Origin of the sequence: Streptomyces sp. SID12488, from assembly GCF_010548275.1 — a bacterium.
GTDB lineage: Bacteria > Actinomycetota > Actinomycetes > Streptomycetales > Streptomycetaceae > Streptomyces.
The window spans coordinates 150,105-172,456 of record NZ_JAAGLT010000002.1 but is presented as its reverse complement, the minus strand read 5'-3'; the positions used below and the strand labels follow the sequence as shown (position 1 = coordinate 172,456).

General features: G+C 68.8%; 18 protein-coding genes and 1 tRNA gene. 6 read left to right on the top strand and 13 right to left on the bottom strand.

Going from position 1 to position 22,352, the window contains the following annotated elements:
- Window positions 1–109: 109 nt before the first annotated feature.
- Window positions 110–184: transfer RNA gene (locus tag G3I56_RS04940), tRNA-Val, on the bottom strand.
- A 222-nt stretch (window positions 185–406) separates the two neighbouring features.
- Here G3I56_RS04940 and G3I56_RS04935 point away from each other — a divergent pair.
- Both G3I56_RS04935 and G3I56_RS04930 read left to right on the top strand, forming a co-directional pair.
- Window positions 407–1,204 (top strand): DUF4097 family beta strand repeat-containing protein, encoded by a 798-nt coding sequence (locus G3I56_RS04935; protein WP_164407475.1) that lies wholly within the window; start codon window positions 407–409, stop codon window positions 1,202–1,204.
- 133 nt (window positions 1,205–1,337) lie between these two features.
- A complete protein-coding gene (locus G3I56_RS04930) occupies window positions 1,338–2,768 on the top strand; it encodes a hypothetical protein (protein WP_164407473.1) in 1,431 nt (476 codons plus the stop codon).
- A gap of 85 nt (window positions 2,769–2,853) precedes the next feature.
- Here the strand turns inward: G3I56_RS04930 and G3I56_RS04925 are convergent, their stop codons facing one another.
- The 3 genes from G3I56_RS04925 to G3I56_RS04915 all read right to left on the bottom strand — a co-directional run bounded on the left by G3I56_RS04925 (window position 2,854) and on the right by G3I56_RS04915 (window position 7,438).
- The gene (locus tag G3I56_RS04925; protein WP_164407471.1) at window positions 2,854–4,065 is read right to left on the bottom strand and encodes an amidase domain-containing protein; all 1,212 of its coding nucleotides are present in this window, start codon (window positions 4,063–4,065) and stop codon (window positions 2,854–2,856) included.
- 151 nt (window positions 4,066–4,216) lie between these two features.
- Entirely contained in the window at window positions 4,217–5,512 is a 1,296-nt protein-coding gene (locus G3I56_RS04920; RefSeq protein WP_164407469.1) for a hypothetical protein, read from the bottom strand.
- 45 nt (window positions 5,513–5,557) lie between these two features.
- Window positions 5,558–7,438, bottom strand: coding sequence for a transglycosylase domain-containing protein (locus tag G3I56_RS04915; protein ID WP_239134711.1), 1,881 nt, complete (start codon window positions 7,436–7,438; stop codon window positions 5,558–5,560).
- A 437-nt stretch (window positions 7,439–7,875) separates the two neighbouring features.
- Here G3I56_RS04915 and G3I56_RS04910 point away from each other — a divergent pair, with 437 nt between their 5' ends.
- Both G3I56_RS04910 and G3I56_RS04905 read left to right on the top strand, forming a co-directional pair.
- The gene (locus G3I56_RS04910; RefSeq protein WP_164407467.1) at window positions 7,876–8,091 is read left to right on the top strand and encodes a zinc ribbon domain-containing protein; all 216 of its coding nucleotides are present in this window, start codon (window positions 7,876–7,878) and stop codon (window positions 8,089–8,091) included.
- Between the two features lie 69 nt (window positions 8,092–8,160).
- Window positions 8,161–8,799: a DedA family protein gene (locus tag G3I56_RS04905; RefSeq protein ID WP_164407465.1), complete on the top strand. Its 639-nt coding sequence runs from the start codon at window positions 8,161–8,163 to the stop codon at window positions 8,797–8,799.
- Window positions 8,800–8,895: 96 nt separating this feature from the next.
- Here G3I56_RS04905 and G3I56_RS04900 read toward each other — a convergent pair whose 3' ends face one another.
- The 3 genes from G3I56_RS04900 to G3I56_RS04890 all read right to left on the bottom strand — a co-directional run bounded on the left by G3I56_RS04900 (window position 8,896) and on the right by G3I56_RS04890 (window position 13,479).
- Complete coding sequence (locus tag G3I56_RS04900; protein ID WP_164407463.1) at window positions 8,896–9,711, bottom strand: HAD family hydrolase; 816 nt, start codon at window positions 9,709–9,711, stop codon at window positions 8,896–8,898.
- Window positions 9,708–12,191, bottom strand: coding sequence for a phosphoribosyltransferase (locus tag G3I56_RS04895; protein WP_164407461.1), 2,484 nt, complete (start codon window positions 12,189–12,191; stop codon window positions 9,708–9,710). Before G3I56_RS04895 ends, G3I56_RS04900 begins: the two co-directional genes overlap by 4 nt.
- Before the next feature lie 115 nt (window positions 12,192–12,306).
- Complete coding sequence (locus G3I56_RS04890; RefSeq protein ID WP_164407459.1) at window positions 12,307–13,479, bottom strand: HpcH/HpaI aldolase/citrate lyase family protein; 1,173 nt, start codon at window positions 13,477–13,479, stop codon at window positions 12,307–12,309.
- 195 nt (window positions 13,480–13,674) lie between these two features.
- Between G3I56_RS04890 and G3I56_RS04885 the strand changes: the two genes are divergently transcribed.
- A complete protein-coding gene (locus G3I56_RS04885; protein WP_164407457.1) occupies window positions 13,675–14,454 on the top strand; it encodes a TerD family protein in 780 nt (259 codons plus the stop codon).
- A 134-nt stretch (window positions 14,455–14,588) separates the two neighbouring features.
- Here the strand turns inward: G3I56_RS04885 and G3I56_RS04880 are convergent, their stop codons facing one another.
- From G3I56_RS04880 to G3I56_RS04855, 6 genes are all read right to left on the bottom strand, one after another.
- Window positions 14,589–15,326, bottom strand: coding sequence for a Tellurium resistance (locus tag G3I56_RS04880; RefSeq protein ID WP_164407455.1), 738 nt, complete (start codon window positions 15,324–15,326; stop codon window positions 14,589–14,591).
- Between the two features lie 132 nt (window positions 15,327–15,458).
- Window positions 15,459–16,607 carry a DUF475 domain-containing protein gene (locus G3I56_RS04875; protein WP_164407453.1) on the bottom strand — a complete coding sequence of 383 codons (1,149 nt, stop codon included), beginning with the start codon at window positions 16,605–16,607 and terminating at the stop codon, window positions 15,459–15,461.
- Window positions 16,608–16,657: 50 nt separating this feature from the next.
- Window positions 16,658–17,233 (bottom strand): TerD family protein, encoded by a 576-nt coding sequence (locus G3I56_RS04870; protein WP_164314324.1) that lies wholly within the window; start codon window positions 17,231–17,233, stop codon window positions 16,658–16,660.
- A 102-nt stretch (window positions 17,234–17,335) separates the two neighbouring features.
- Complete coding sequence (locus G3I56_RS04865; RefSeq protein WP_164407451.1) at window positions 17,336–17,911, bottom strand: TerD family protein; 576 nt, start codon at window positions 17,909–17,911, stop codon at window positions 17,336–17,338.
- A 122-nt stretch (window positions 17,912–18,033) separates the two neighbouring features.
- A complete protein-coding gene (locus G3I56_RS04860) occupies window positions 18,034–18,492 on the bottom strand; it encodes a peroxiredoxin (RefSeq protein ID WP_164407449.1) in 459 nt (152 codons plus the stop codon).
- 183 nt (window positions 18,493–18,675) lie between these two features.
- Window positions 18,676–19,113, bottom strand: coding sequence for a DUF3052 domain-containing protein (locus G3I56_RS04855; protein WP_327694570.1), 438 nt, complete (start codon window positions 19,111–19,113; stop codon window positions 18,676–18,678).
- Between the two features lie 467 nt (window positions 19,114–19,580).
- On the opposite strand from G3I56_RS04855, the gene aceE reads away from it, so the two are divergent.
- Window positions 19,581–22,313 carry a pyruvate dehydrogenase (acetyl-transferring), homodimeric type gene (aceE, locus tag G3I56_RS04850; protein ID WP_164407446.1) on the top strand — a complete coding sequence of 911 codons (2,733 nt, stop codon included), beginning with the start codon at window positions 19,581–19,583 and terminating at the stop codon, window positions 22,311–22,313.
- Window positions 22,314–22,352: the final 39 nt, after the last annotated feature.

Sequence of the window (22,352 nt, the reverse complement as noted above, 5' to 3'; positions counted from 1 at the left end):
AGCCACGGTTCCGTGGGGTGGTCGTGCGACCGGCCCCGGACGCGTAGTCCGGGGCCGGTCGAGGCAGGAAGCCGAGGCTTCGACTGCCGGCCAGATGTTCTGGCCATCCTGGTGGGCGCGGACGGTTTCGAACCGCCGACATCCGCCTTGTAAGGGCGGCGCTCTACCACTGAGCTACGCGCCCAGGACGAGTGGTCAGCCTACATTGCCCGGGGTGCTGCCTAGCAAACCCGTATCCGCCCCGGAGATCGCCGGCTGCGGATTCGGGGGTTTTCCCCACCTCGGATCAGGGAGCGTCCCGGATGCCCCGCCGGGCGGCGGCTCCGTACGGTCGAAGAGTGTCGCAGGGCCGTCTCCACCGATCGCCGATCACCGGTCCCGTGTTCGCCTCAGGGGGAGTAGGACCATGGCCCGTTCAGCATTTCCGCGCACCCGTAGCGGCTCTCGTGCCCGTGTCATCGCCGTCACCGGCGCGGTGGTCGCGCTCGTCGCCACCGCGTCGGCCTGCTCCTCCGCGGGGGACGACAAGGATCCGGAGCACCGTTCCTTCGCCCTGCAGGGGCGCACACTCACCGTCGACTCGAACGACTCCGGGCTCGACATCGTCGCCGTGGACTCCACCAAGTCGGGCCGGATCGAGGTCACCCGCTGGTTCCAGGGCTCCGTCACCATGGGCAAGGATCCCAAAGTGACCTGGTCCATGGAGGACGACCGGCTCGAGCTGCGCGTGAAGTGCTCGGGTGTGGTCGCCGACTGCTCGGCCAAGCACCGGATCGAGGTGCCGCGCGGTGTCTCCGTCGTCGTGCGGAACGGGGACGGGAGCGTCAGCGCGCGGGGCTTCGACCAGGCCCTCGACATCCGTTCCGGGGACGGCTCCGTCACCGTCAAGAACTCCACCGGCCCGCTGAAGCTGTACACAGACGACGGTTCGATCCGTGCCCTCGGGGTGCGCTCCCCGCAGGTGCGGGCGCACTCCGAGGACGGCTCGGTGCGGCTCGAACTCGCCTCCGTGCCGGACCTGGTCGAGTCGAGCAGCGACGACGGCTCGCTCACGATCGAGCTGCCCCGGGAGACGTACCGCGTGACGGCGGACTCGGACGACGGCTCCGTGAAGGTGTCCGTGCCGCGCGCCGAGCGCAGTACGCATGTGGTGTCGGCGAAGACGCAGGACGGGAGCATACGGGTGCGGGTCGCCGGGGAGTGAGCCTCGCGATGGCCCGGTGTGCGGCCCGGTAGGAGACCGGGTACGCGCAGCGCGAACCGACCGGGCCGTGTGTTCGTCCTCTACCGGTGGGAGAATGAACCGGGCAGGGCAGATCACAGCACGGGAGAGGGAAGTGACGGCGACCAATTCTGAGCCGTACACGCCGATTGCGCCGCGCGCGCACCAGCCACCTCACCGCTCGCCGCACCGCCCACCCGAGGCCTCTCGCACCGGCGTGCGCGCCGCGGCGCGGGACGTGCTGACGCTCGTACTGCTTCCGTTGCCGCTGCTCCTCGCCCTGCCCGCCGCCTTCGCGGGTGGCGGTACGCGGCGGTGGTTCGGTGGTCGGGCCGAGAGCCAGCGTGCCGAGGCGCAGGCCGCGAAGGACGCCGCCGCCGCTGCCTTCTACGAACTGGACACCGCCCAGCGGGATCTGCGGATCTCGATAGAGACCATCAAGGCCGTCGACGACACCCCCGCCGCCCGGCGCGCGGTCGCCGACTTCGAGGGGCTCGGGCGCCGGATCGACGAGGCCAGCGGCCAGTACATCACCGCCATCGACGCCCATGATCTCGAGCGCGACGACCTGGAGGCCTCAGCCGCCACCCATGCCCGGTCCGAGCTGACCCGGGCCAAGGAGGAGCTGGGGCGGGTCAAGCAGGACCTGGACCGCTTCGCGGACGGGCTCGGGCCGCTGCTCGGCAAGGCCGAGACGCAGTTGGCCCGGCTCGCGCCCTCCGTGGAGCGCGCCCGCCAGTCGCTGCTGGCCGCGTCGAACGCCCTGGACGCGGTACGGGGGTCGGGGCTGCGGGCGGACGACCTGGCCGCCCGGCTCGCCGCTCTCGGGCCCGAGCTGACCCGGCTCAACCAGGGCGCCGGACAGCATGGTGTGCCGGAGACCCTGGAGCGGGCCGACCGGGTCGCGCGCGAGGCGGAGGCGGCGCGGGCCGAGGCGGCGCGGCTGCCCGAGCGGGCCGCGGAGATCGATCACCGGCTGGTGTCGCTGCGTACCCGCGCCGAGGCGCTGACCACCCGGTCCGGGCAGGTGGAGCCGCTGCTGAGCGAGCTGCGCAGACGGTTCTCGGCGGCGTGCTGGCAGGACCTCCAGCACGTACCGGAGCAGGCGACGGACCATGTGCGGCAGGCCGAGGCCAAGCTCAAGGAGGCTCAGGCCGCCCGGGACGCCCAGCGCTGGCCGGACGCGACGGCGCTGCTGTCGACGGTGCGGGCGCTGCTGAACACCACCGACGAGGCGGTGTCGGCGGCCGGGGACCGGCTGCGGCGGCTGAACGCCGTGCAGAAGGACCCGCGGGGCGAGATCGACCGGACGCGCTTCGCGATCCGGGACGCGCAGCGTCTGGCCATGTCGGGGCGCAACACCCCGGATCCGCGGGACGCCCGCCCGCTGGACGAGTCGGTGGCCCGGCTGGACCGGGCGATCGCCGGGCTGGAGGGCCGCCACCCCGACTACTGGCACTTCCTGACGGAGACGGAGGCGGTACGGCACACGGTGGCCGGCGTGGTGAGCCGTATCCGCGAGGAGCGCGGGACGACCGCCCACTGAGGGCGCGTCCCTCCTGGCGCACATCCCTCCTGCGGAGGCCCGCCGCCCGGCCCGGGAAGGGGCCGGAGCGGCGGGACCGAGCCGATCAGGTGCGGTAGGCGTAGTAGTAGGCGTTCGGTTCCGACGCGATGATGCTCGCCACCGACCTGCGGTAGGTGTTGGCGGAGTGGTACGTCAGGTACGGCACGCCCTGGGCGCTGCGGTACGTGACGATCATCGTGTGGTCCTTGGACCCGTCCTTCTCGAAGTCCATCTGGAGCACGTCGCCGACGTCCATCTGGTAGACGTACGCGAGGCTGGTGGTGCGCTTGGAGTTCTGGGCGAACCAGGACCACTCGTTTACGCCGACGAAGGAGTCCGACTGGATGTCGGCGTTGCCGAACCACTTGGTGTAGTCGTAGACGTAGCCGGGGGCGTGCTTCCAGCCGCCGGCCTTCAGGGACTGGCTGACGAAGTTGGTGCAGTCGCCGCCGGCGCCGTGCCCGTTGAAGTTCGGGTAGGCCGTGTTGTAGGTGCTCCAGTACTTCTCCGCGTACGTGGCCATGGCCTTGTAGTCGAAGGCGCCGGTGGTGAGGTTCTTGGTGTTGGCCGGTGTCGTGCGGGTGGTGGCCGCGCGGGGGGCGTTGGGCATGGTGTCGTCGGCCACGGTGCCGACCCTGGCCTTGGCGGACGGCTCGGCCGTGACGGACGCCGTGGTCGGCTGGTTCACCGCGACGTCGGGGGCCGCGTCGGTGTTCCGGATGCCCGTCAGCTGCCAGTGGCCGCGCGCGTCGGCGGTGAACGTCAGCGCGTGGTGGGCCTGGAAGCCGGTGGTCCCCGGCTCGTCGCCGCGGACCTTCTGATAGGTCAGGGTCGTGGTCTCGGTGACCGCGACCTCGGCCTTGGCGCCCCGGAGGCGGGTGCTGTTCAGGGTGACGACGGTGTTGGCCCTGCTGTACTTCTCGCCGAGCGCCGCGAGGCGGTCCTTGCGCCGGTCCAGCGAGGTCAGTGCGGCGTTCTCGCTGCGGGCCAGCGCGGCGGACAGCTTGACGGCGCCGGAGAAGCCCTTGGTCAGCGGCTTCTTCCGGTCGCCCTGCGCGCCGTCGACCAGCGCGTCCGTACGGTCGGTGAGGACCGCGTCGGCCAGGCGCTGGAAGGTGGCCCTGGTCTGCTGGTCCACGATCGGGGCGGTGGAGCGCGCGGTCGCCGCGCTCGCGCTCGCGACCGGCAGCAGTGCCGCTCCCGCGGCGACCGAGGCAGCGGCCGCGACGACTATGGCGGCGCGGCTGCGCGTACGGCCCGTGTTGCTTGACTTCACGAATGTTTCCCCTCTTGCCCCGGCGATGGGGGATGCCGGGTTGTGGAATTTTCGCATGCCATGTGGAGCTCCCGTGAACGGGGATACCCTTTACTGGCAAGGGAATTGACGGATCGTCACATACAGTTCGTCACACGTCGCATACTGGCTGTCACTTCACGACCGTCGACCAGTCCGGCGACTGCGCCGGGTCCAGGCCGCGCAGCCGCTCCAGCGTCGCCGGGGTCTGCACGTCGAGCCAGTCGGCGAGTTCCTTGAAGGAGACGCACTTGACGTCTTTCTTCGTGCACATGGTCGCGATGACCTCGTCGACGGCCTTCATGTAGATGCCGCCGTTCCAGTCCTCGAAGTGGTTGCCGATGAACAGCGGGGCACGGCTGCCGTAGTACACCCGGTCGAAGCCGGCCATGTAGGAGGCGACGGTCTCCTGCTGCCACTGCGGGTAGTTGGCCGGGGCCCCGTCCGTCTCACCGTCGGACTGGTTGTAGAGGAAGTTGAAGTCCATGGACAGGCCCTGGTAGTCGCCGCCCTCGTACGGGAGCATCTGCAGCGGGAAGTCCCAGATGCCGTCCTTCTTCTTCGGCCAGATCTGGAAGTCGCCCGCGGAACTCGCGTCGTAGCGCCAGCCGTAGCTCTCGGCGGCCTTCAGCAGGTTCTTCTGGCCCTCCAGGCAGGGGGCGCGCCCGCCGGTGACCTCCTTCTTGATGTCGAACGGCAGCGGGGCGAGGTCGGTGTAGCCGGTGTTGGTCTTCCACTTCTGCACGAAGTCGAAGAACTGGTCGATCTCGCTCTTCCACTCGGCGACACTCCAGTCGCCGCCGCCCTTCTCGCCACAGAAGTGGCCGTTGAAGTGGGTGCCGATCTCGTTGCCCTCCTGCCACGCCTTGCCGAGCTCTTCGAGGGTGGTGCGGATGTGGTCGTCGGTGGCGTAGCTGATCGCGGCCGACCCCTCGGGGTGCTGCGGGGGCTTGTAGAGGTTCGCCCTGCTCTTGGGCAGCAGGTAGATGCCCGTGAGGAAGTACGTCATGTGGGCGTTGTACTTCGCGGACAACTCCCGGTAGTGCGCGAAGAGTTCGTCGTCGCCGGCCAGTGCGCCGTCCCAGGAGAAGACGACGAACTGGGGCGGTTTCTCACCGGGCTTGAGCGGTACCGGCTTCAACCGGCCCTGCTGCGGGCCGGTGTACGCGGTGGAGCCGTCCCCCAGGACCTTCGTTCTGCCGTCCCACTTCGGTTCACCGGTCGCCTGCGCGGGGGCTTTCACGGTTCCCCCGGAGCCCACGGAGGCTGTCGGCGCGGTGCGGTCGGCGCGGCCCAGCGTCAGGTATCCGGCGGTCGCGGACGCCATGGTCAGGGACGCGACGACGAGGTACGCCGCGATCCGCGGGCGGCGGCTGACGGGGGGATGCGTTGCCGGGGCCTTGCGACGGCGGCCCGACGCTTGTCTCATGTGCTGCTCATTTCGAGGGGGGTGGGTTCCTGCCCCGTCCGGTGGTCAGCCGAGCGGGCTCATGGCACCCGACCAGATGCCGTACGGAACGCTGTCGTCGGCGGTGCCTGCGAGGCCCTTCAACGGCAGCGGTTCGAGGCTCTTGGCCAGGTCGATGCGGTAGACGACGACAGCCGTGGACACGAACTTGTGCGTGCCGACGTACCAGGAGGCGGTGTCGTCCGATGTGGTCCCCGCCTTCCCGGTCACCTTCCCGTCGGCGGACGCGGCGGCGACGGGGTGGGCGGTGCTGAAGGCGTCGGTGAGCGCCGAGGTGACCTCTTCGGCCACGTCGGCACCGATCGCGCGGGTCGGGGTGGGGGTGTCGAGGGCGATGCCGGACCCGTTGCGGGTGATCTTGCGCACCGAGTACGGCTCGGTGCGCCTGCCGCCGGCGATGAACGTGGTGTAGCCGCCGGCCATGCGGATCGCGCTGGGCGTGGAGGTGCCCGTCGACAGGGCGGGCACCTGCGCCCCGATACTGGCGGGCAGCAGGCCGGCGGCCTCGGCGGTCGCGCGGACGTTGTCCAGGCCGGTGTCCATGCCGAGCTGCATGAACGGCGTGTTCACCGACAGAGCCAGCGCCCGGTGCAGGGAGATCTGCCCGTACGACAGGTCGCCGTCGTTGCTGGCGGCCACCTTCTTGCCGCCGCGGTCCCAGTAGGGCCCCTCGGGCGTGGTCACCGGCACGTCGTCGTTGCCGTCGTACAAGGTCTCCCCCGTGACACGTGTCGCCTCGTCGTCGCGGCTCTCGTGGACGCCATGCTCCAGACCGGCCGCGTAGACGAACGGCAGGAAGGCCGAACCGGCGGGCACGGTGGTGGAGTTGGACTCGTTGTAGCCCTGGGTACGGTGGTCGGGGCCGCCGTAGACGGCGAGGATCCGGCCGTCGGCGGTCACCGAGGCGGCGCCGTAGTGCGCGGTCTTCGCGGCCTTCGGATCGTCCTTCACCGCCTGCTTGCGGGCCTTGGCCACGGCGTCGGCGAGCTTGCGCTCCCGGGTGCGGTCGAACGTCGTGTAGACCTGGTAGCCGCCGAGGTCGAAGTCCTTGTCGGAGATCCCCCCGGCCTTCTTCGCGTACTGCGAGGCCACCTCCACCAGGTAGTCGGTCTGCTCACCGGTGTCGTACAGCGGGTTGCTCTTCAGCGGCTCGGGGAACTTCGTGTACGTGGCCCGCTCGGCCTTCGTCAGTCTGCCGATGTCGACCATCCGGTCGAGGGTCCAGGACCAGCGCTCCACGGCGCGGGCACGGTTGGCGCTGCTCAGGGTCGGGTCGTACAGGCCCGCGCCCTTGAGCAGGGAGGCGAGGAACGCGCCCTCGCCGGCGTCGAGTTCGCTGACGTCCTTGCCGTAGTAGGCCTGGGCGGCGCGCTGGATGCCGTAGCAGCCGCGGCCGAACCAGCTGGTGTTGAGGTAGCCCTCGAGGATGTCGTCCTTGCTCATCCGGTTGTCGAGCTTGAGGGAGATCATCGCCTCGGTGAACTTGCGGCTGATCGTCTGGTTCTGGTTGAGATAGACGTTTTTGACATACTGCTGGGTGATGGTGGACCCACCCTGGGTGTCACCCTGACCGACGGTACGAAAAAGGGCGCGACTGATGCCCTTGACGGAAATGCCGGAATCGCTGTAAAAACTCGCGTTCTCGGCGGCGAGCACCGCCCAGCGGACACCCTCCGGGATCTCCTTCAGCGGCATCGCCTGCCGCTGCACCCAGCCGGTACGGGCCATGGGCGTCCCGTCGGCCCAGAAGTACACGTTGTCCTGCTGGGTGGCGTACGTGTTGAGGTTGTCGGGAATGTCGGTGGCCGCGTAGGCGATGCCCAGGAGCAGGCAAGTCAGCCCCACCGACGCCAGCACGCCCCCCAGCCACTGGCGCCAGGAGGGCATCCAGCGCCGCCAGCCGGAGCGGCCGGGGCGCGGGTACTTCGGCGCGTGGGACGCGACGAACGACCCGACACGGGCCCGAAGCCGCGACAGGGTTATTCGGCGGGCTTTACGGGCTAATCGGGCTTTACGCCTGTTTCCCGGTGCGATGCCTGCCGGTACCACGGCTCCCGGTGCGGGCGATTCTTCAGCGGTGCCGGGAATGTCCAGATCCGATATCCGCAAATACAGAGTGGCGTCCGATTCATCCGGTTCCTGGGTCACGACACACCCCTCCGCAGTCCGTGCAGACTCTGAATTCCCCGACCCCACGGCTCATCGCGGCATACACAAATTACCAGCGACCTTCGCAGCTTCTCCACATGGGGAATGAACAGAAAGGACCACCCTCGAAACCTTCGGGCTCCGCACGGCGAGCAATTGGGGACTAATCTGTCCGCATGCCTCGCTACGAGTACCGCTGCCGCACGTGCGGCGACACCTTCGAACTCAGCCGCCCGATGGCCGATTCGGCTGCCCCGGCGGACTGCCCCGCCGGTCACGACGACACCGTGAAGCTCCTGTCGACGGTCGCTGTCGGCGGCTCGGCGTCGGCGCCGCGCGGGAGCGGCGGTGGCGGCGGAGGCGGTTGCTGCGGCGGGGGCTGCTGCGGCTGAGGACCCGCACGGCGGGGCGGTTCGGCGCCCTTCAGGTTGGGTTCAGGTTCGGTTTCCTAGCGTGGCCGTATGACAGCCACGACGGCCGCACCCCAGTGGGTCACCGATCTCATGGACACGATGGGCGCCCCCGGCGCGGGCCTCGCCATCGCGCTGGAGAACCTCTTCCCGCCGCTGCCGAGCGAGGTGATCCTGCCGCTCGCCGGTTTCGCGGCGAGCACCGGGCAGATGAGCCTGCTCGCCGCGCTGCTCTGGACCACGGCCGGCTCGGTCGTCGGCGCGCTCGCCCTGTACGGGGTCGGCGCGCTGCTCGGCCGTGACCGCACCGTCGCCCTCGCCGCGCGGCTGCCGCTGGTCAAGGTGGCGGACATCGAGAAGACCGAGGCGTGGTTCCTGCGGCACGGTACGAAGGCGGTGTTCTTCGGGCGGATGATCCCCGTCTTCCGCAGCCTGATCTCCGTACCGGCCGGCGTCGAACGCATGCCCCTGCCCGTGTTCCTCGGCCTCACCACCCTCGGCAGCGCCCTGTGGAACACCGCCTTCGTGTGCGCGGGCTATCTGCTGGGCGACAACTGGGCAGAGGTCACGACCGTCGTCTCCGCGTACTCGAAGGTGGTGCTGGCAGGGGCGGCAGTGGTCCTGGTCATGTTCATCGCCGTACGAACAAAACGCCGTACACAGGGACGCCCCAAAGGGGCGCGGGGCTGAACCCGATATGCGGCTCCGCCGCGTGGGCGCGACCAGCCACGACGGCGCCGCAGCAACCCGACAACCCCTCACGGCAACGCCACCCCCAGCGGAGCGCTACCGCACCTCCCGAAGGAACTCCCGAAGAATCCGCTCCCCCGCAGCAACTCCCCGCTCGGGAAGCGCGATGACCGTGTCGGCCGTCCACTCCGACTCAGCCAGCTCACCGTGGCCCGGGCGCCAGCCCCGGTCGGCGGCGAGGAGGAGATCGGCGTCGAGGAGAGAGTCACCGGCGGCGAGAGTGAGCGTCGCGCCGGTGCGGCGCGCGACCTCGCGCATGGCCGCGCTCTTGGTGAGCGGCTTCGGCACGGCGTAGATCTTGCGGCCCTGGAGGGAGACCGTCCAGCCGCGGGCCTCCGCCCAGACCGTCAGCTCCTTCACCCACTCCTCGGGGAGCAGTTCGCGCTCGACGACGAGGTAGGCGAAGAAGTCCTCGGCGATACGGTGCTTGCGCACCCAGAGCGGGTCGGCGGTGGCCGCGAGATGGTCCCGGACCTCGTCCAGGGACGCGCACTCGTCCGCGAGCCGTGCCTGCACCCGGTCGTGCCAGTCCTGGTCGGCGACCCCGTCGACGAGAATGTGACCGCCGTTCGCACAGATCGCGTACTTCGGTGCCGGGCCCGGCAGGTTGATGCGCAGATACTGCTTACGGGTCCTGGTCGTCGTCGGCACGAAAACGGCGGCGTCACCGAGTTCGGTGAGCAGTCCGGCGGCCACCTCCGTCATGTACGACAGCGGCCGGGCCTCGTGCACCTCGACACAGAGCAGCCGGGGCGCGCGGGCGTCCGGCATGGTCAGCGCGAGGGCCGCGGCAGAGTAGATGAGCGTACGGTCGAGATCGCTGGCGACAAGCACGGGACTGATGGGACTCATACCGACACCGCCTTGCCGTCGGCGCCGGTCGCGCCCCGCGTGTACTTGGGGTGGATCAACCCGACGCAGGTGTACGGGAGTTCGGCCACCTCTTCGACGGGTACGCCCCGCTGCTCGGCGAGCAGGCGTACATGGTCGAGGTCGGCGCCCGCTCCGGCGCGGGCCAGGATCTTCCAGGGGACACGGCGCAGCAGCACCCGGGTGGTCTCGCCGACGCCGGGCTTGACGAGGTTGACGTCGTGGATCTCGTACTCCTCGCTGATCCGCTCGACTGCCGCCCAGCCCTCCCACGTCGGGGACCGGTCGGCGGCGAGCAGTTCCTTGACCGTGGTGTCGACGGCGTCCGCGACCTCCGGGAAGCGGGCGGCGACGGCGTCGAGGAAGTCCACCGAGACGTCTGCGCCGGCGAGTTCACGGTAGAACTTGGCGCCGTGGAAGTCGTTCGGGCCAACCAGGTCGGCGCGCAGGACGGTCCGCGAAATCAGGCCCGACACCGTGGAGTTGAGGCAGGCGGAGGGGATGAGGAAGTCCTCGCGGGTGCCGTACGTACGGACACAGGAGCCCGGGTCGGCCAGGACCGCGATCTCCGGGTCGAAGCCGGTGATGCCGTCGGAGTCCTCGAACTCCTTGATGGCGTCGGCGAGTTCGCGGGTGATGGCGCCCTTGCCGGTCCAGCCGTCGACGAACACGACGTCGGCGGGGTCGTGGTGGGCGGCCAACCAGCGCAGCGCGTTGGCGTCGATGCCCCGGCCCCGGACGATCGACACGGCGTAGTGGGGCAGTTCGAGCCCGTGGCGGTGCTTGGCCCAGCGGCGCATCAGGGCGCCGACGGGGGTTCCGGCCCGCGCCAGCGAGACGAGCACCGGCCGCGGTGAGCGTTCGGCGAGCACCAACTCCGTGACCGCGCCCACCGCTTGGGCGATACGGGCGGCGGAGGTGTCGAGGGCCGCGCGGAACAGCTCCTGGTACTGGTCGCTGGGCTGGTACTCGACCGGCAGCGACTCGGCGTAGTGGGCACCGCCCGCCTGGATCGCCTCCTCGCGCTCCTCCGTGGGCGCCTCCAGGCTGACGTCCGAGAGATCCCGCAGCAGCCAGCCGACCTCGTCCGGTGGATACGAGGAGAACGCGGGACCGCGGAGGGGCTCGGGCAGCATGCGGGGCCTTTCGGGTACGTGCGGGAGTGCGGGTACGTACGAGGGGACGACGGCGAGCACGACGTTCGGCGTGTGCGCGGCGAGCTTGGCCAACAGGCCGTCGGGGGCGTGCAGTTCGGGCGTGTCGGCGGCGGAGTCCACGACCGCGACGACGGCGTCGAAGCCGGCGCCGGCCACGTTGTAGGTGTAGCGCTCGCCGGGCCCGTCGGCCGGGTCGTCGTGGGCCGGGAAGACGAGGCGGCTGCGGATCGCGTACCCCGGGTCGTCCACGGCGAGGACGGGCGAACGGGTGGTCGTCGAGGAACGGACCTCGGCGCCCTCCAGCACCTGCTCCAGCTCGCGGGCGAGACGCAGCGGGGCGTACATCAGCTCCTCGAAGCCGAGGACGAGCACGCGCCGGGCGTCTTCGGGGAGGCACTCGGCGAGCCTCGCCGCCATCGCGGGCAGCGCGGCCTCCATGCGTATTCGGTGCCCGGGCGTGAAGCCGTGGCGACCGCCGTCCGGGATGCCTCGGGGCCAGCGCAGTTCGACTCGGGTGAAACGGTTGTGTGGCGGCTGCGGGTCGGTGGGGGCTGTTCGCGCAGTTCCCCGCGCCCCTGAGGGGGGATTCTCGTACCGCTCGACGAGTTCTTGCCCCTTTTCCAGCACGCCCTCCGGCAGGCGAACCGTTCCGTCAGCCGTGGTGACCAGGTCGACGCGGGCGCCGATCTCGTCGGCGAACACGTCCAGGCGGCCCGCGTCGGCGGCGGAGCGCATGTCGACGAGGGCGACTATGACGTACCGCTCACGCGGGTAGCGCTCGTGCAGGGCGCGGATGGTGTTGAGGACGGTGTTGCCGGTCGAGAACTCGTCGTCGACGAGGACCAGCGGGCCGGGGCCGGCCAGCAGTGCGGGGTTCTCCGGGAGGAGCAGGTGGGAGGTGGCGTGCGAGTGGGCCTCCTCGAAGCCGCCCGCCCGGGCGACGCCTTCGACCGGTCGACGGGTGGAGTGCAGGTAGGGCGCCAGGCCCACGCCGTCGGCAACGCAGTGGCCGAGCCCGGTGGCCGTCTCGGCGTACCCGAGGACGACGGCTCGCCGGGACTCGTCGGCGCCCAGCAGTTCGCGGACACGCCTGCCGAGGGCGAAGCCGTGGCCGTAGACGACGGCGGGCGACTGCGGGACGTGCTTGCCGAGCACGTTCGACACCAGCAGGTGCGCCCGCTTGGGGTTGCGCCGCAGGGCGAGACCGAGCAGCTCGCGCAGGTCGTGGCGGCCGACCAGCTCGACCCCGAGCCGCTCGGCGACCCAGGTGCCGGACCAGACCCCGTTGTGCACAGCGTTGTCCATGAATCCCTATGTGTGTTCGTCGGGGGGTGCCAGGTCCGTCATGTCAGCCGCACAGGCGATCGAAGGCGGATTTCGGTCGGGAACTGGTTGGAAATCGGTCGGGACAGGTTGGGAATCAGTCGGGGATACCGGCGGTGAGCAGCTCCACGAAGCCGATGTCCTCGTTGGCGACGCCGAAGACCTCGGCGCGCAGCAGCGTCCGCTCGGCCCAGGCGCGGTGCGGCTTCACCTCGTTCATCTTGTTCGTGTACGCCGACCGCAGGACGCCGCCGCCGCAGCGCTCGGGCCGCAGGATGTCCTGGGCGTCGCTGAACTCCTCGTGGCTGACCACGGACAGGGTGTGCACCGGCAGCACGTGCGAGGGGTGGATGCAGGTCTTGCCGAGCAGCCCGTTGGCCTGGTCGAGGCTGATCTCGCGGAGCAGCCCGTCCATGGCGTGCTCGATCAGCGTCTCACGCAGTTCCTCGGCCTGGCCGTCCAGGAAGGGGCTGCGGCGCAGCTGCGGCTTGAACATGCGCTCCTGGACCCGGAAGTACTCCCAGACGGGCCCGGTGACGGTGAACCCGGTGCCGTCGGCCCGCCCCATCATGTTGACGACGTCGGCGATGACGGAGGCGACGACGTGGACGTCGTACGCCGTCATGTCCGGGGCTCTGCGCAACCCGTACGAGGAGCAGAAGTCGGTGACGCCGAGGCGCAGGGCGAGGACGCGGTCGCGGTACTTGTCGACGGCGCGGGAGATGCCCTCCAGGGTTTCTACGCGCGTCTCCCGGTACATCAGCTCGGGGGATTCGAGCACCGGCATGCCGAACAGACGGTGGCCGCTCGCGGCCTCGGCGTCGGCGAGTGCCTCCAGGAACGGCATCCCGCGTTCCTCGGTGAACTTCGGCATCACGAACCCGGAGAGCAGCCTGACGGTGGGCCCGAGTCGCTGTACGAGGTCGGGGATCTGTTCGGGGGTACGGACCCGGATGAACAGCAGCGGCAGCCCGGTGGCGGCGTCGGGGCGCTCGTCGAGCACGCCGAACTCCCGCACCAGGTTCTCCTCGGCGGCCTCGACCTCCGAGTCGTCGATCGAGTCCTCCAGGCACAGCACCATCGAGACGACACCGCGGGCGACCTGCTTGACGATGGCGTCGGCGAGGCGCGGGCGGGTCGCCGGGCTGTACAGGGTGGCCCCCAGGGCCGTGGCGAGCAGCCGGGCCGGGGAGTCGGCGGTGAACTCGCACGGCTCCTGGTGGAACAGGCGCTGCCGTACCTCAGGCGCGATGTGCCCGAAATGACGCATGAAACTCCCCCGTGGCGGCTGGACGGCCGGTCGAGTGGTGATCGATTGTCGGTCGAGTGTTGAAGGGTGGCCGGTAATAGTACGTAGGGATCCATGTCAGGGGTTCCCACTGAGAATGAAGTTCAGGTAACGCGGACACGCAGAAACGATGCCCCCGCGTTGTCGTGACCAGGACCGAGAAGGCAGGATGACCGCATGACGCACGCCATGCTGAAGGGGTCGAACGTCCCTCTCGAAGCCACGACGGTGCGGGCCGTGCTGCGCTGGACGCCCGGGCAGGGGGTTCCGGATGTCGATGCCTCGGCGCTGCTCCTCGGCCCCGACGGTCGTGTGCGCTCCGACGAGGACTTCGTCTTCTACAACCAGCCCCGCCACCCGTCGGGCAAGGTCTGGCGCCTCGGCAAGAAACGGGTGGCCGAGGGCCTGACCGACACGATCCAGACGGATCTGACCGGTGTCGAGTCAGGAGTCGGACAGATTCTGCTGATCGCCTCGGCGGACGGCGTGCCCTTCGACCGCGTACGGTCCCTGCGCATCGTGTTGTACGACGGTGCCGTCGCGGACGGGGAACCGCTGGCGTACTTCGACGTCAAGCCGGAGACGGGCGAGGAAACGGCGCTGATCTGCGGCGAGCTGTACCGGCGCGGCGACGGCTGGAAGTTCCGCGCCCTGGGCGAGGGCTACTCGAACGGCCTGGAGGGCCTGGCGACGGACTTCGGCATCTCGGTGGAGGACCCGCCGGCCGAGGAACCGTTCCCGGACACCACGAACGCCCCGCCCACGGACACCTCGGCGGTCACCACGGTCCAGCATCCGCCCACCCTCCCTCCCCAGCCGACCTACGGCTACCCGCAGCCCACGAGCCCGAACGCCAACCAACCGGCGTACGGGTACCCCCAACCGGTGGCAACATCCCCGAACCCGTCCCCGGACTTCCACCTACCGCCACAGGGCCCACAGTTCATCGGACGCTAGGACAGGCGCCCTGAAGGGGCGCGGGGCTGTGTCGTTGTGCGGCTCCGCCGCGGGGCGCGACAAGCCACAACGAACCCGCAGTCGCCCATGCGCAGAACCTCCCGCGTACCAAGGCGCCCCCGCCCAGACCAGCGTCAGCGCTCCGCCTTCGTCTTGTAGCCCCGACCCCACTGCAGTCCCCACCCGTACAACCGGTCGAGCTCCGCCTGGAACCCGTAGACGAACTTCACTTCCCGCCGGACGATCAGCTCGTTCTTCACGTTCTCGATCAGCACCACCGCACACGACCGGGCCTGCGAGTGCCGCTCGTCGAGGCCTATCTCGATGCGCGGCCCGTTGCTCGGGTAGAGCGTCACGATCGCGTGGGTCCGGTCGAACGCCGGCGTCTGGTCGTAGATGTACACGAACACCAGCAGCCGCTTGATCTCGTCCCGGTGATCAAGGTTGACGTACGCCGTCTCCCCGGACGCCGACCCGAACCGGTCGTCACCGCTGAGCTTGACGTAGGGCGGCGCATTCGTCTCGCCGAGGAACCCGCCCAGCGGCTGTACGACCCCCTTCGTGCCGTCGGCCAGCTCGTACAGGATGCCCAGGTCGAGGTCGACGTTCACCATGCTCTGGGTGTGGCCCTTGACCTCCTCGGGCCGCAGGGCCTGGAAGGGGTGTCGCCACAGGCTCTGCCGCTTGGGGCCGCCGATGTCCGACGTACGCATCCGCCAGGACAGATTGATGCGCAGGTGGCCCGTCGCGGCACCCTGCTTGGTGAGCGACACCCGCTGGTGCCGCTTGGTCAGCTCGATGGAGTTGCTCGCCGCGCTGCCCGCGTCGAAGTCCGTCGTACGGCCGTGCCACAGGTCGTCCCAGAAACTCATCCCGCCCCCACCCGTCCAGCCCCCGCACATTCGTCCACGCCGTCGGCCCGCTGCCCGCAAAGCCGCGGGGCGGCCGACGAGGACGATTCCTCGTAGCCGCCCCGCTCAGAGCGTTCCTCACAGCGGAGGTTGTCACACCCCGGACGACACCTCAGTCTTCTCGTCCGAGCCCGCCGCTTTTCCCTCTGCCGCTGCCAGTTTGGTGTTGCGGCGCACGGAGGACCAGAAGGACCAGGCGATCAGTACGACACCCACCAGGCCGGTGATGACCTCGTGGATCTGGTACTGGATGGTGATGAGCAGGATGCCGGCGAGGGCGCCGATCGCGTAGTGCGCGCCGTGCTCCAGGTAGACGTAGTCGTCGAGGGTGCCCTGGCGGACCAGGTAGACCGTGAGCGACCGGACGTACATGGCGCCGATACCGAGGCCCAGGGCCATCAGCACGATGTCGTTCGTGACGGCGAAGGCGCCGATCACACCGTCGAAGGAGAAGGACGCGTCCAGCACTTCGAGGTAGAGGAACATGAAGAACGCGGCCTGGCCGGCGAGGACGATGGCCGGCTTCTTCTTGCCGGTCCGCTCGGCCTCTTCCGCCTCCTCGTGCTCGCGCTCCTCCTCTTCCTCGAGTTTGTCCTCGAAGTAGCCGGAGAGTCCGCCGACGATCATGTACGTGATCAGACCGGCGATGCCGGAGATGAGCACCGTCTGTGCCTTGTCGACGTGGGCGCCACCGTGCTGGTGGGCGTTGGTCGCGAAGGTCATGGCGGAGATCATGAGCACGATCAGGGCGATGCAGACCGACAGCATGTCGACCTTGCCGAGCTTGGCGAGGGGGCGTTCCAGCCAGCCGAGCCACTTGATGTCACGGTCCTCGAAGATGAAGTCGAGGAAGATCATCAACAGGAACATGCCACCGAAGGCGGCGATCGCCGGGTGGGCGTCGGTGACCAGCTGCTGGTACTGGTCCTTGTTGTTGAGCGCGAGGTCGACGGCGTCGATCGGGCCGATCTTGGCGCTGATGGCCACGATCACGACGGGGAAGACGAGCCGCATACCGAAGACGGCAATGAGGACACCGACGGTGAGGAAGATCTTCTGCCAGAAGGCACTCATCTTCTTCAGGATGCCGGCGTTGACCACCGCGTTGTCGAAGGACAGCGAGATCTCGAGGATGGAGAGGATCGCCACGATCCCGAAGCCGGTCCACCCCCCGTAGAGGACGGCCGCGACCAGGCCGAGCGCGGTGACCGCGAACGACCAGCCGAAGGTTTTCAGAATCACTGGCTACCCAATCGTGTGTTAACGGGTCTCCCCCGCTGCCGTACCCGGCTTTACGAAACGTTGACTCCGAAGTCTAGGGCGATGCCCTTCAGACCCGACGCGTACCCCTGTCCAACTGCACGGAACTTCCACTCGCCCTGATAGCGGTACAACTCCCCGAAGATCATGGCGGTCTCCGTCGACGCGTCCTCGCTCAGGTCGTAACGCGCCAGTTCCTGGCCGTCGGCCTGGTTGACGACCCGGATGAAGGCGTTGCCGACCTGGCCGAAGGTCTGGCCGCGGTTGTCCGCGTCGTGGATCGAGACCGGAAAGATGATTTTGTCGCAGGCGGCCGGCACCTTGGGGAGGTCGACGATCAGCGACTCGTCGTCACCCTCGCCCTCACCGGTGAGGTTGTCGCCGGTGTGCTCGACCGAGCCGTCGGGGCTGGTGAGCTGGTTGTAGAAGATGAACCACTCGTCGCCGAGCACCCGTCCACCGCCGCACAGCAGCGCGCTGGCGTCGAGGTCGAAGGGCGCGCCGGTGGTGGAACGCGCGTCCCAGCCGAGCCCGACCAACACCTGGGTGAGGTTCGGTGCGGCTTTGGAGAGGGAGACATTGCCCCCCTTGGCAAGCGTGACGCCCATTGTGCTGGTCCTCCCCGAGGTGATGCCGAACAGATGTGCCGAGCGCGTCCGGCGCCGCACCGAGAGTGCGACGCCGGACGACGGAGCCGGAGGGAGTCCGGCTCAGACGTTCACGCCGAAGTCCTGCGCGATGCCGCGCAGACCGGACGCGTATCCCTGGCCGATGGCGCGGAACTTCCACTCCGTGCCGTGCCGGTACAGCTCGCCGAAGACCATGGCGGTCTCCGTCGAGGCGTCCTCGGAGAGGTCGTAGCGTGCGAGCTCCGCCTCGCCCGCCTGGTTCACCACGCGGATGTACGCGTTGCGCACCTGGCCGAAGGACTGCTGACGGTTCTCGGCGTCGTAGATCGAGACCGGGAACACGATCTTGTCGATGTCGGCCGGGACAGCCGCGAGGTTGACCTTGATCTGCTCGTCGTCCCCGTCGCCCTCACCGGTGGTGTTGTCACCGGTGTGCTCGACGGAGCCGTCCGGGCTCTTGAGGTTGTTGAAGAACACGAAGTTGGCGTCGGAACTGACCTTGCCCGCCGCGTTCGTCAGGATCGCGCTGGCGTCGAGGTCGAAGTCGGTGCCGGTGGTGGAACGCGCGTCCCACCCCAGACCGACGATGACCGCGGTGAGACCCGGGGCCTCCTTGGTCAGCGATACGTTGCCGCCCTTGCTGAGGCTGACTCCCACGAGTCCTCCATTGGTGTCTCGTCTGCGTCCAGGGGCGGTGTGCCCCGTCGTGCGCCGGTATCGGATCAACGTGTCGATCCTAGTAACGGGTTCCCGCCCCACGCAGGGCTGGAACCGAAGAGTTACAGGGTGTCGAGGGCCTTCACGTACTCGTTCAGGTCACGCGCGTCCGGCAGGCCGTTGACCACGGTCCACCGCACGACGCCCTCCTTGTCGATGATGAAGGTCCCGCGCACCGCGCAGCCCTTGCTCTCGTCGAAGACGCCGTACTCGCGCGAAATGTTGCCGTGCGGCCAGAAGTCGGAGAGCAGGGGGTACTCGAAGCCCTCCTGCTCGCCGAAGACGCGCAGGGTGTGGATGGAGTCGTTGGAGACGGCGAGCACCTGCGTGTCCCGGTCGGAGAACCTCGGCAGGTTGTCCCGCAGGTCGCAGAGTTCGCCGGTGCACACACCGGTGAAGGCGAAGGGATAGAAGAGCAGCACCACGTTCTTGGCGCCGCGGAAGTCCGAGAGCCGCACGGTGGCGCCGTGGTTGTCCTTGAGCTCGAAGTCCGGGGCCTTTTCGCCGACCTCGATCGCCATGATCCTGCATCCCTTCGGTGGGCTGTTCGGGTGAGAACACCCTAGTGACCACCCACTGAAAGCCGCCGGACGGGCCGGATGAATCCGGCCCGTCCGGCGATTGAGGACGAGGCCGTTCAGGCCGATCGGGGGTCTGGGGGCAGAGCCCCCGGTAGACGCCCGCACCGGCGAACGGTCACTTACTCACTTCTTCGACTTGGCTGCCTTGGGCGTCGCAAGACGACTCCCACTCCAGTCCTTGCCCACACTGACGCTCTTCGTCGCCGACAGACCCGCCGTCGTCGCGGCTTCAGAGATGTCGCTCGGCTCCACGTAGCCGTCACGGCCCGTCTTGGGCGTGAGGAGCAGGATCGCGCCGCCTTCTTCGATGTACGCGGTGGCATCCACCAGCGAATCGGTCAGGTCGCCGTCATCGTCGCGGAACCAGAGCACCACGGCATCTGCGACGTCGTCGTACTCCTCGTCAACGAGATCGCTGCCGATGACTTCCTCAATGGCCTCGCGGAGCTCCTGGTCGACGTCATCGTCGTAGCCGATCTCCTGGACCACCTGCTCGGGCTGGAACCCCAGCCTTGCGGCAGGGTTAGTCCGCTCCTCCGCGTGGTCCGCGGTCGCGCTCACGGGTTGCCTCCTGATCATGTTTCGAGAATTGTCCAGCAACGCGCGTGCGCGAAGCATTGGCCGTAGTCCACACGGGCGGGGCGGATCGCGCAAGTACCCGGCCGTCGAGACCGCCGAAACGGTGACGATCCTGGCGGTGTCGCCGCAACTTCAGACAGCGACTTCCGGGAACCAGTGACGCACACCACACCATTCTGCCCGCTTTGCGGTTTTGCTGCTCCCGAGTGACTCCCGAACTTCTCACACATGCGTGCGAGATCCGAATCGCTTTACGGAACACGTCACGGACTGGGCGTATCGTTGCGATTTGGCTGCGGACACCCCGCCCGGCGATCTTCACCGGGACTACTTCTGAGTAGAGGTGACGTACCCGGCCTCGGGGTACACGATGGGGCCAGTGCATTCGCAGCCCCGGGGCAGGTTCATGGCGTGCCCCGGACCAAGCCCTCCGAGAGCGAAGGAACAGCGTGGCTTCCGGATCAGATCGCAACCCGATCATCATTGGCGGCCTTCCGAGTCAGGTTCCTGACTTCGATCCCGAAGAAACCCAGGAATGGCTCGACTCGCTCGACGCCGCCGTTGACGAGCGCGGCCGGGAGCGAGCCCGCTATCTGATGCTGCGGCTGATCGAGCGAGCCCGTGAGAAGCGCGTCGCCGTGCCCGAGATGCGGAGCACGGACTACGTCAACACGATCGCGACGAAGGACGAGCCCTTCTTCCCCGGCAACGAGGAGATCGAGCGCCGCATCCTGAACGCGACCCGCTGGAACGCGGCCGTGATGGTCTCGCGCGCCCAGCGGCCCGGGATCGGCGTCGGCGGCCACATCGCGACCTTCGCCTCCTCCGCCTCCCTCTACGACGTGGGCTTCAACCACTTCTTCCGGGGCAAGGACGAGGGCGACGGCGGCGACCAGATCTTCTTCCAGGGCCACGCCTCCCCCGGTATCTACGCCCGCGCGTTCCTTCTCGACCGGCTCAGCGAGCAACAGCTCGACGCGTTCCGCCAGGAGAAGTCGAAGGCGCCGTACGGGCTGTCCTCGTACCCGCACCCGCGGCTGATGCCGGACTTCTGGGAGTTCCCGACCGTCTCGATGGGCCTCGGCCCGCTCGGCGCGATCTTCCAGGCGCGGATGAACCGCTACATGGAGGCGCGCGGGATCGCGGACACCTCCAAGTCGCACGTGTGGGCGTTCCTCGGTGACGGCGAGATGGACGAGCCGGAGTCGCTCGGCCAGCTGTCGATCGCCGCGCGCGAGGGCCTCGACAACCTGACCTTCGTCGTCAACTGCAACCTCCAGCGGCTCGACGGCCCGGTGCGCGGCAACGGCAAGATCATCCAGGAGCTGGAGTCGCAGTTCCGGGGCGCCGGCTGGAACGTCGTCAAGCTGGTGTGGGACCGGAGCTGGGACCCGCTGCTCGCGCAGGACCGGGACGGCGTGCTCGTCAACAAGATGAACACGACCCCCGACGGGCAGTTCCAGACGTACGCCACGGAGACGGGCGAGTACATCCGCGACCACTTCTTCGGGGACGACACCCGGCTGCGCGCGATGGTCGAGAACATGACCGACGACCAGGTCCTGCACCTGGGCCGTGGTGGCCACGACCACAAGAAGATCTTCGCGGCGTTCGCGGCGGCCAAGGCGCACAAGGGCCAGCCGACCGTCATCCTCGCCAAGACGGTCAAGGGCTGGACGCTCGGACCCAACTTCGAGGGCCGCAACGCCACGCACCAGATGAAGAAGCTGACGGCGGCCGACCTCAAGGGCTTCCGCGACCGGCTCCATCTGCCGATCTCCGACAAGGAGCTGGAGGGCGGCGCCCCGCCGTACTTCCACCCGGGCCGGAACTCGGAAGAGATCCAGTACATGCACGACCGCCGCAACTCGCTCGGCGGTTACGTCCCGACCCGCGTCGTCCGCGCCAAGCCGCTGACGCTGCCGCCGGAGAAGACGTACGCGAGTGTGAAGAAGGGTTCAGGTCAGCAGTCGATCGCCACGACCATGGCGTTCGTCCGGCTGCTCAAGGACCTCATGCGGGACAAGGAGATCGGCAGGCGTTTCGTGCTGATCGCGCCGGACGAGTACCGCACGTTCGGCATGGACTCGTTCTTCCCGAGCGCGAAGATCTACAACCCGCTCGGCCAGCAGTACGAGTCGGTCGACCGGGAGCTGCTGCTCGCCTACAAGGAGTCCCCGACCGGCCAGATGCTGCACGACGGCATCTCCGAGGCGGGCTGCACCGCCTCGCTGATCGCGGCGGGTTCGGCGTACGCCACGCATGGCGAGCCGTTGATCCCCGTCTACGTCTTCTACTCGATGTTCGGTTTCCAGCGCACGGGCGACCAGTTCTGGCAGATGGCCGACCAGTTGGCGCGCGGTTTCGTACTGGGTGCGACCGCCGGCCGTACGACTCTGACCGGCGAGGGTCTCCAGCACGCCGACGGGCACTCGCAGCTGCTCGCCTCGACCAACCCGGGCTGTGTGGCGTACGACCCGGCGTACTCGTACGAGATCGCGTACATCGTGCAGGACGGTCTGCGCCGGATGTACGGGCCCGACAGTGAGGACGTCTTCTACTACCTCACCGTCTACAACGAGCCGATCCAGCACCCGGCCGAGCCTGAGAACGTCGACGTCGACGGCATCCTCAAGGGCATCCACCGTGTGGGCGAGGCGACTTCGGGCACCATCCCGGCCCAGGTCATCGCGTCCGGTGTCGCGGTGCCGTGGGCGCTGGAGGCGCAGCGGATCCTCGCCGAGGACTGGAACGTACGGGCGGACGTCTGGTCGGCGACCTCGTGGAACGAGCTGCGGCGCGAGGCTGTCGCGGTGGAGCAGCACAACCTGCTGCACCCGGAGGAGGAGCAGCGCGTCCCGTATGTGACGCGGAAGCTCAGTGCCGCCGAGGGACCGTTCGTGGCCGTGTCCGACTGGATGCGTTCTGTTCCGGACCAGATCTCGCGGTGGGTCCCGGGGACGTACCAGTCGCTGGGCGCGGACGGCTTCGGCTTCGCGGACACGCGGGGCGCGGCCCGGCGGTTCTTCCACATCGACCCGCAGTCGATCGCGGTGGCGGTGCTGACCGAGCTGGCCAAGGAGGGCAAGGTGGACCGCTCGCTGCTGAAGCAGGCGATCGACCGGTACCAGTTGCTCGACGTGGCGTCGGCGGACCCGGGCGCGGCGGGCGGCGACGCGTAGCGCTCCGCGGGTCGGGCGGTAGTTCGTCTGCGGGGCCGT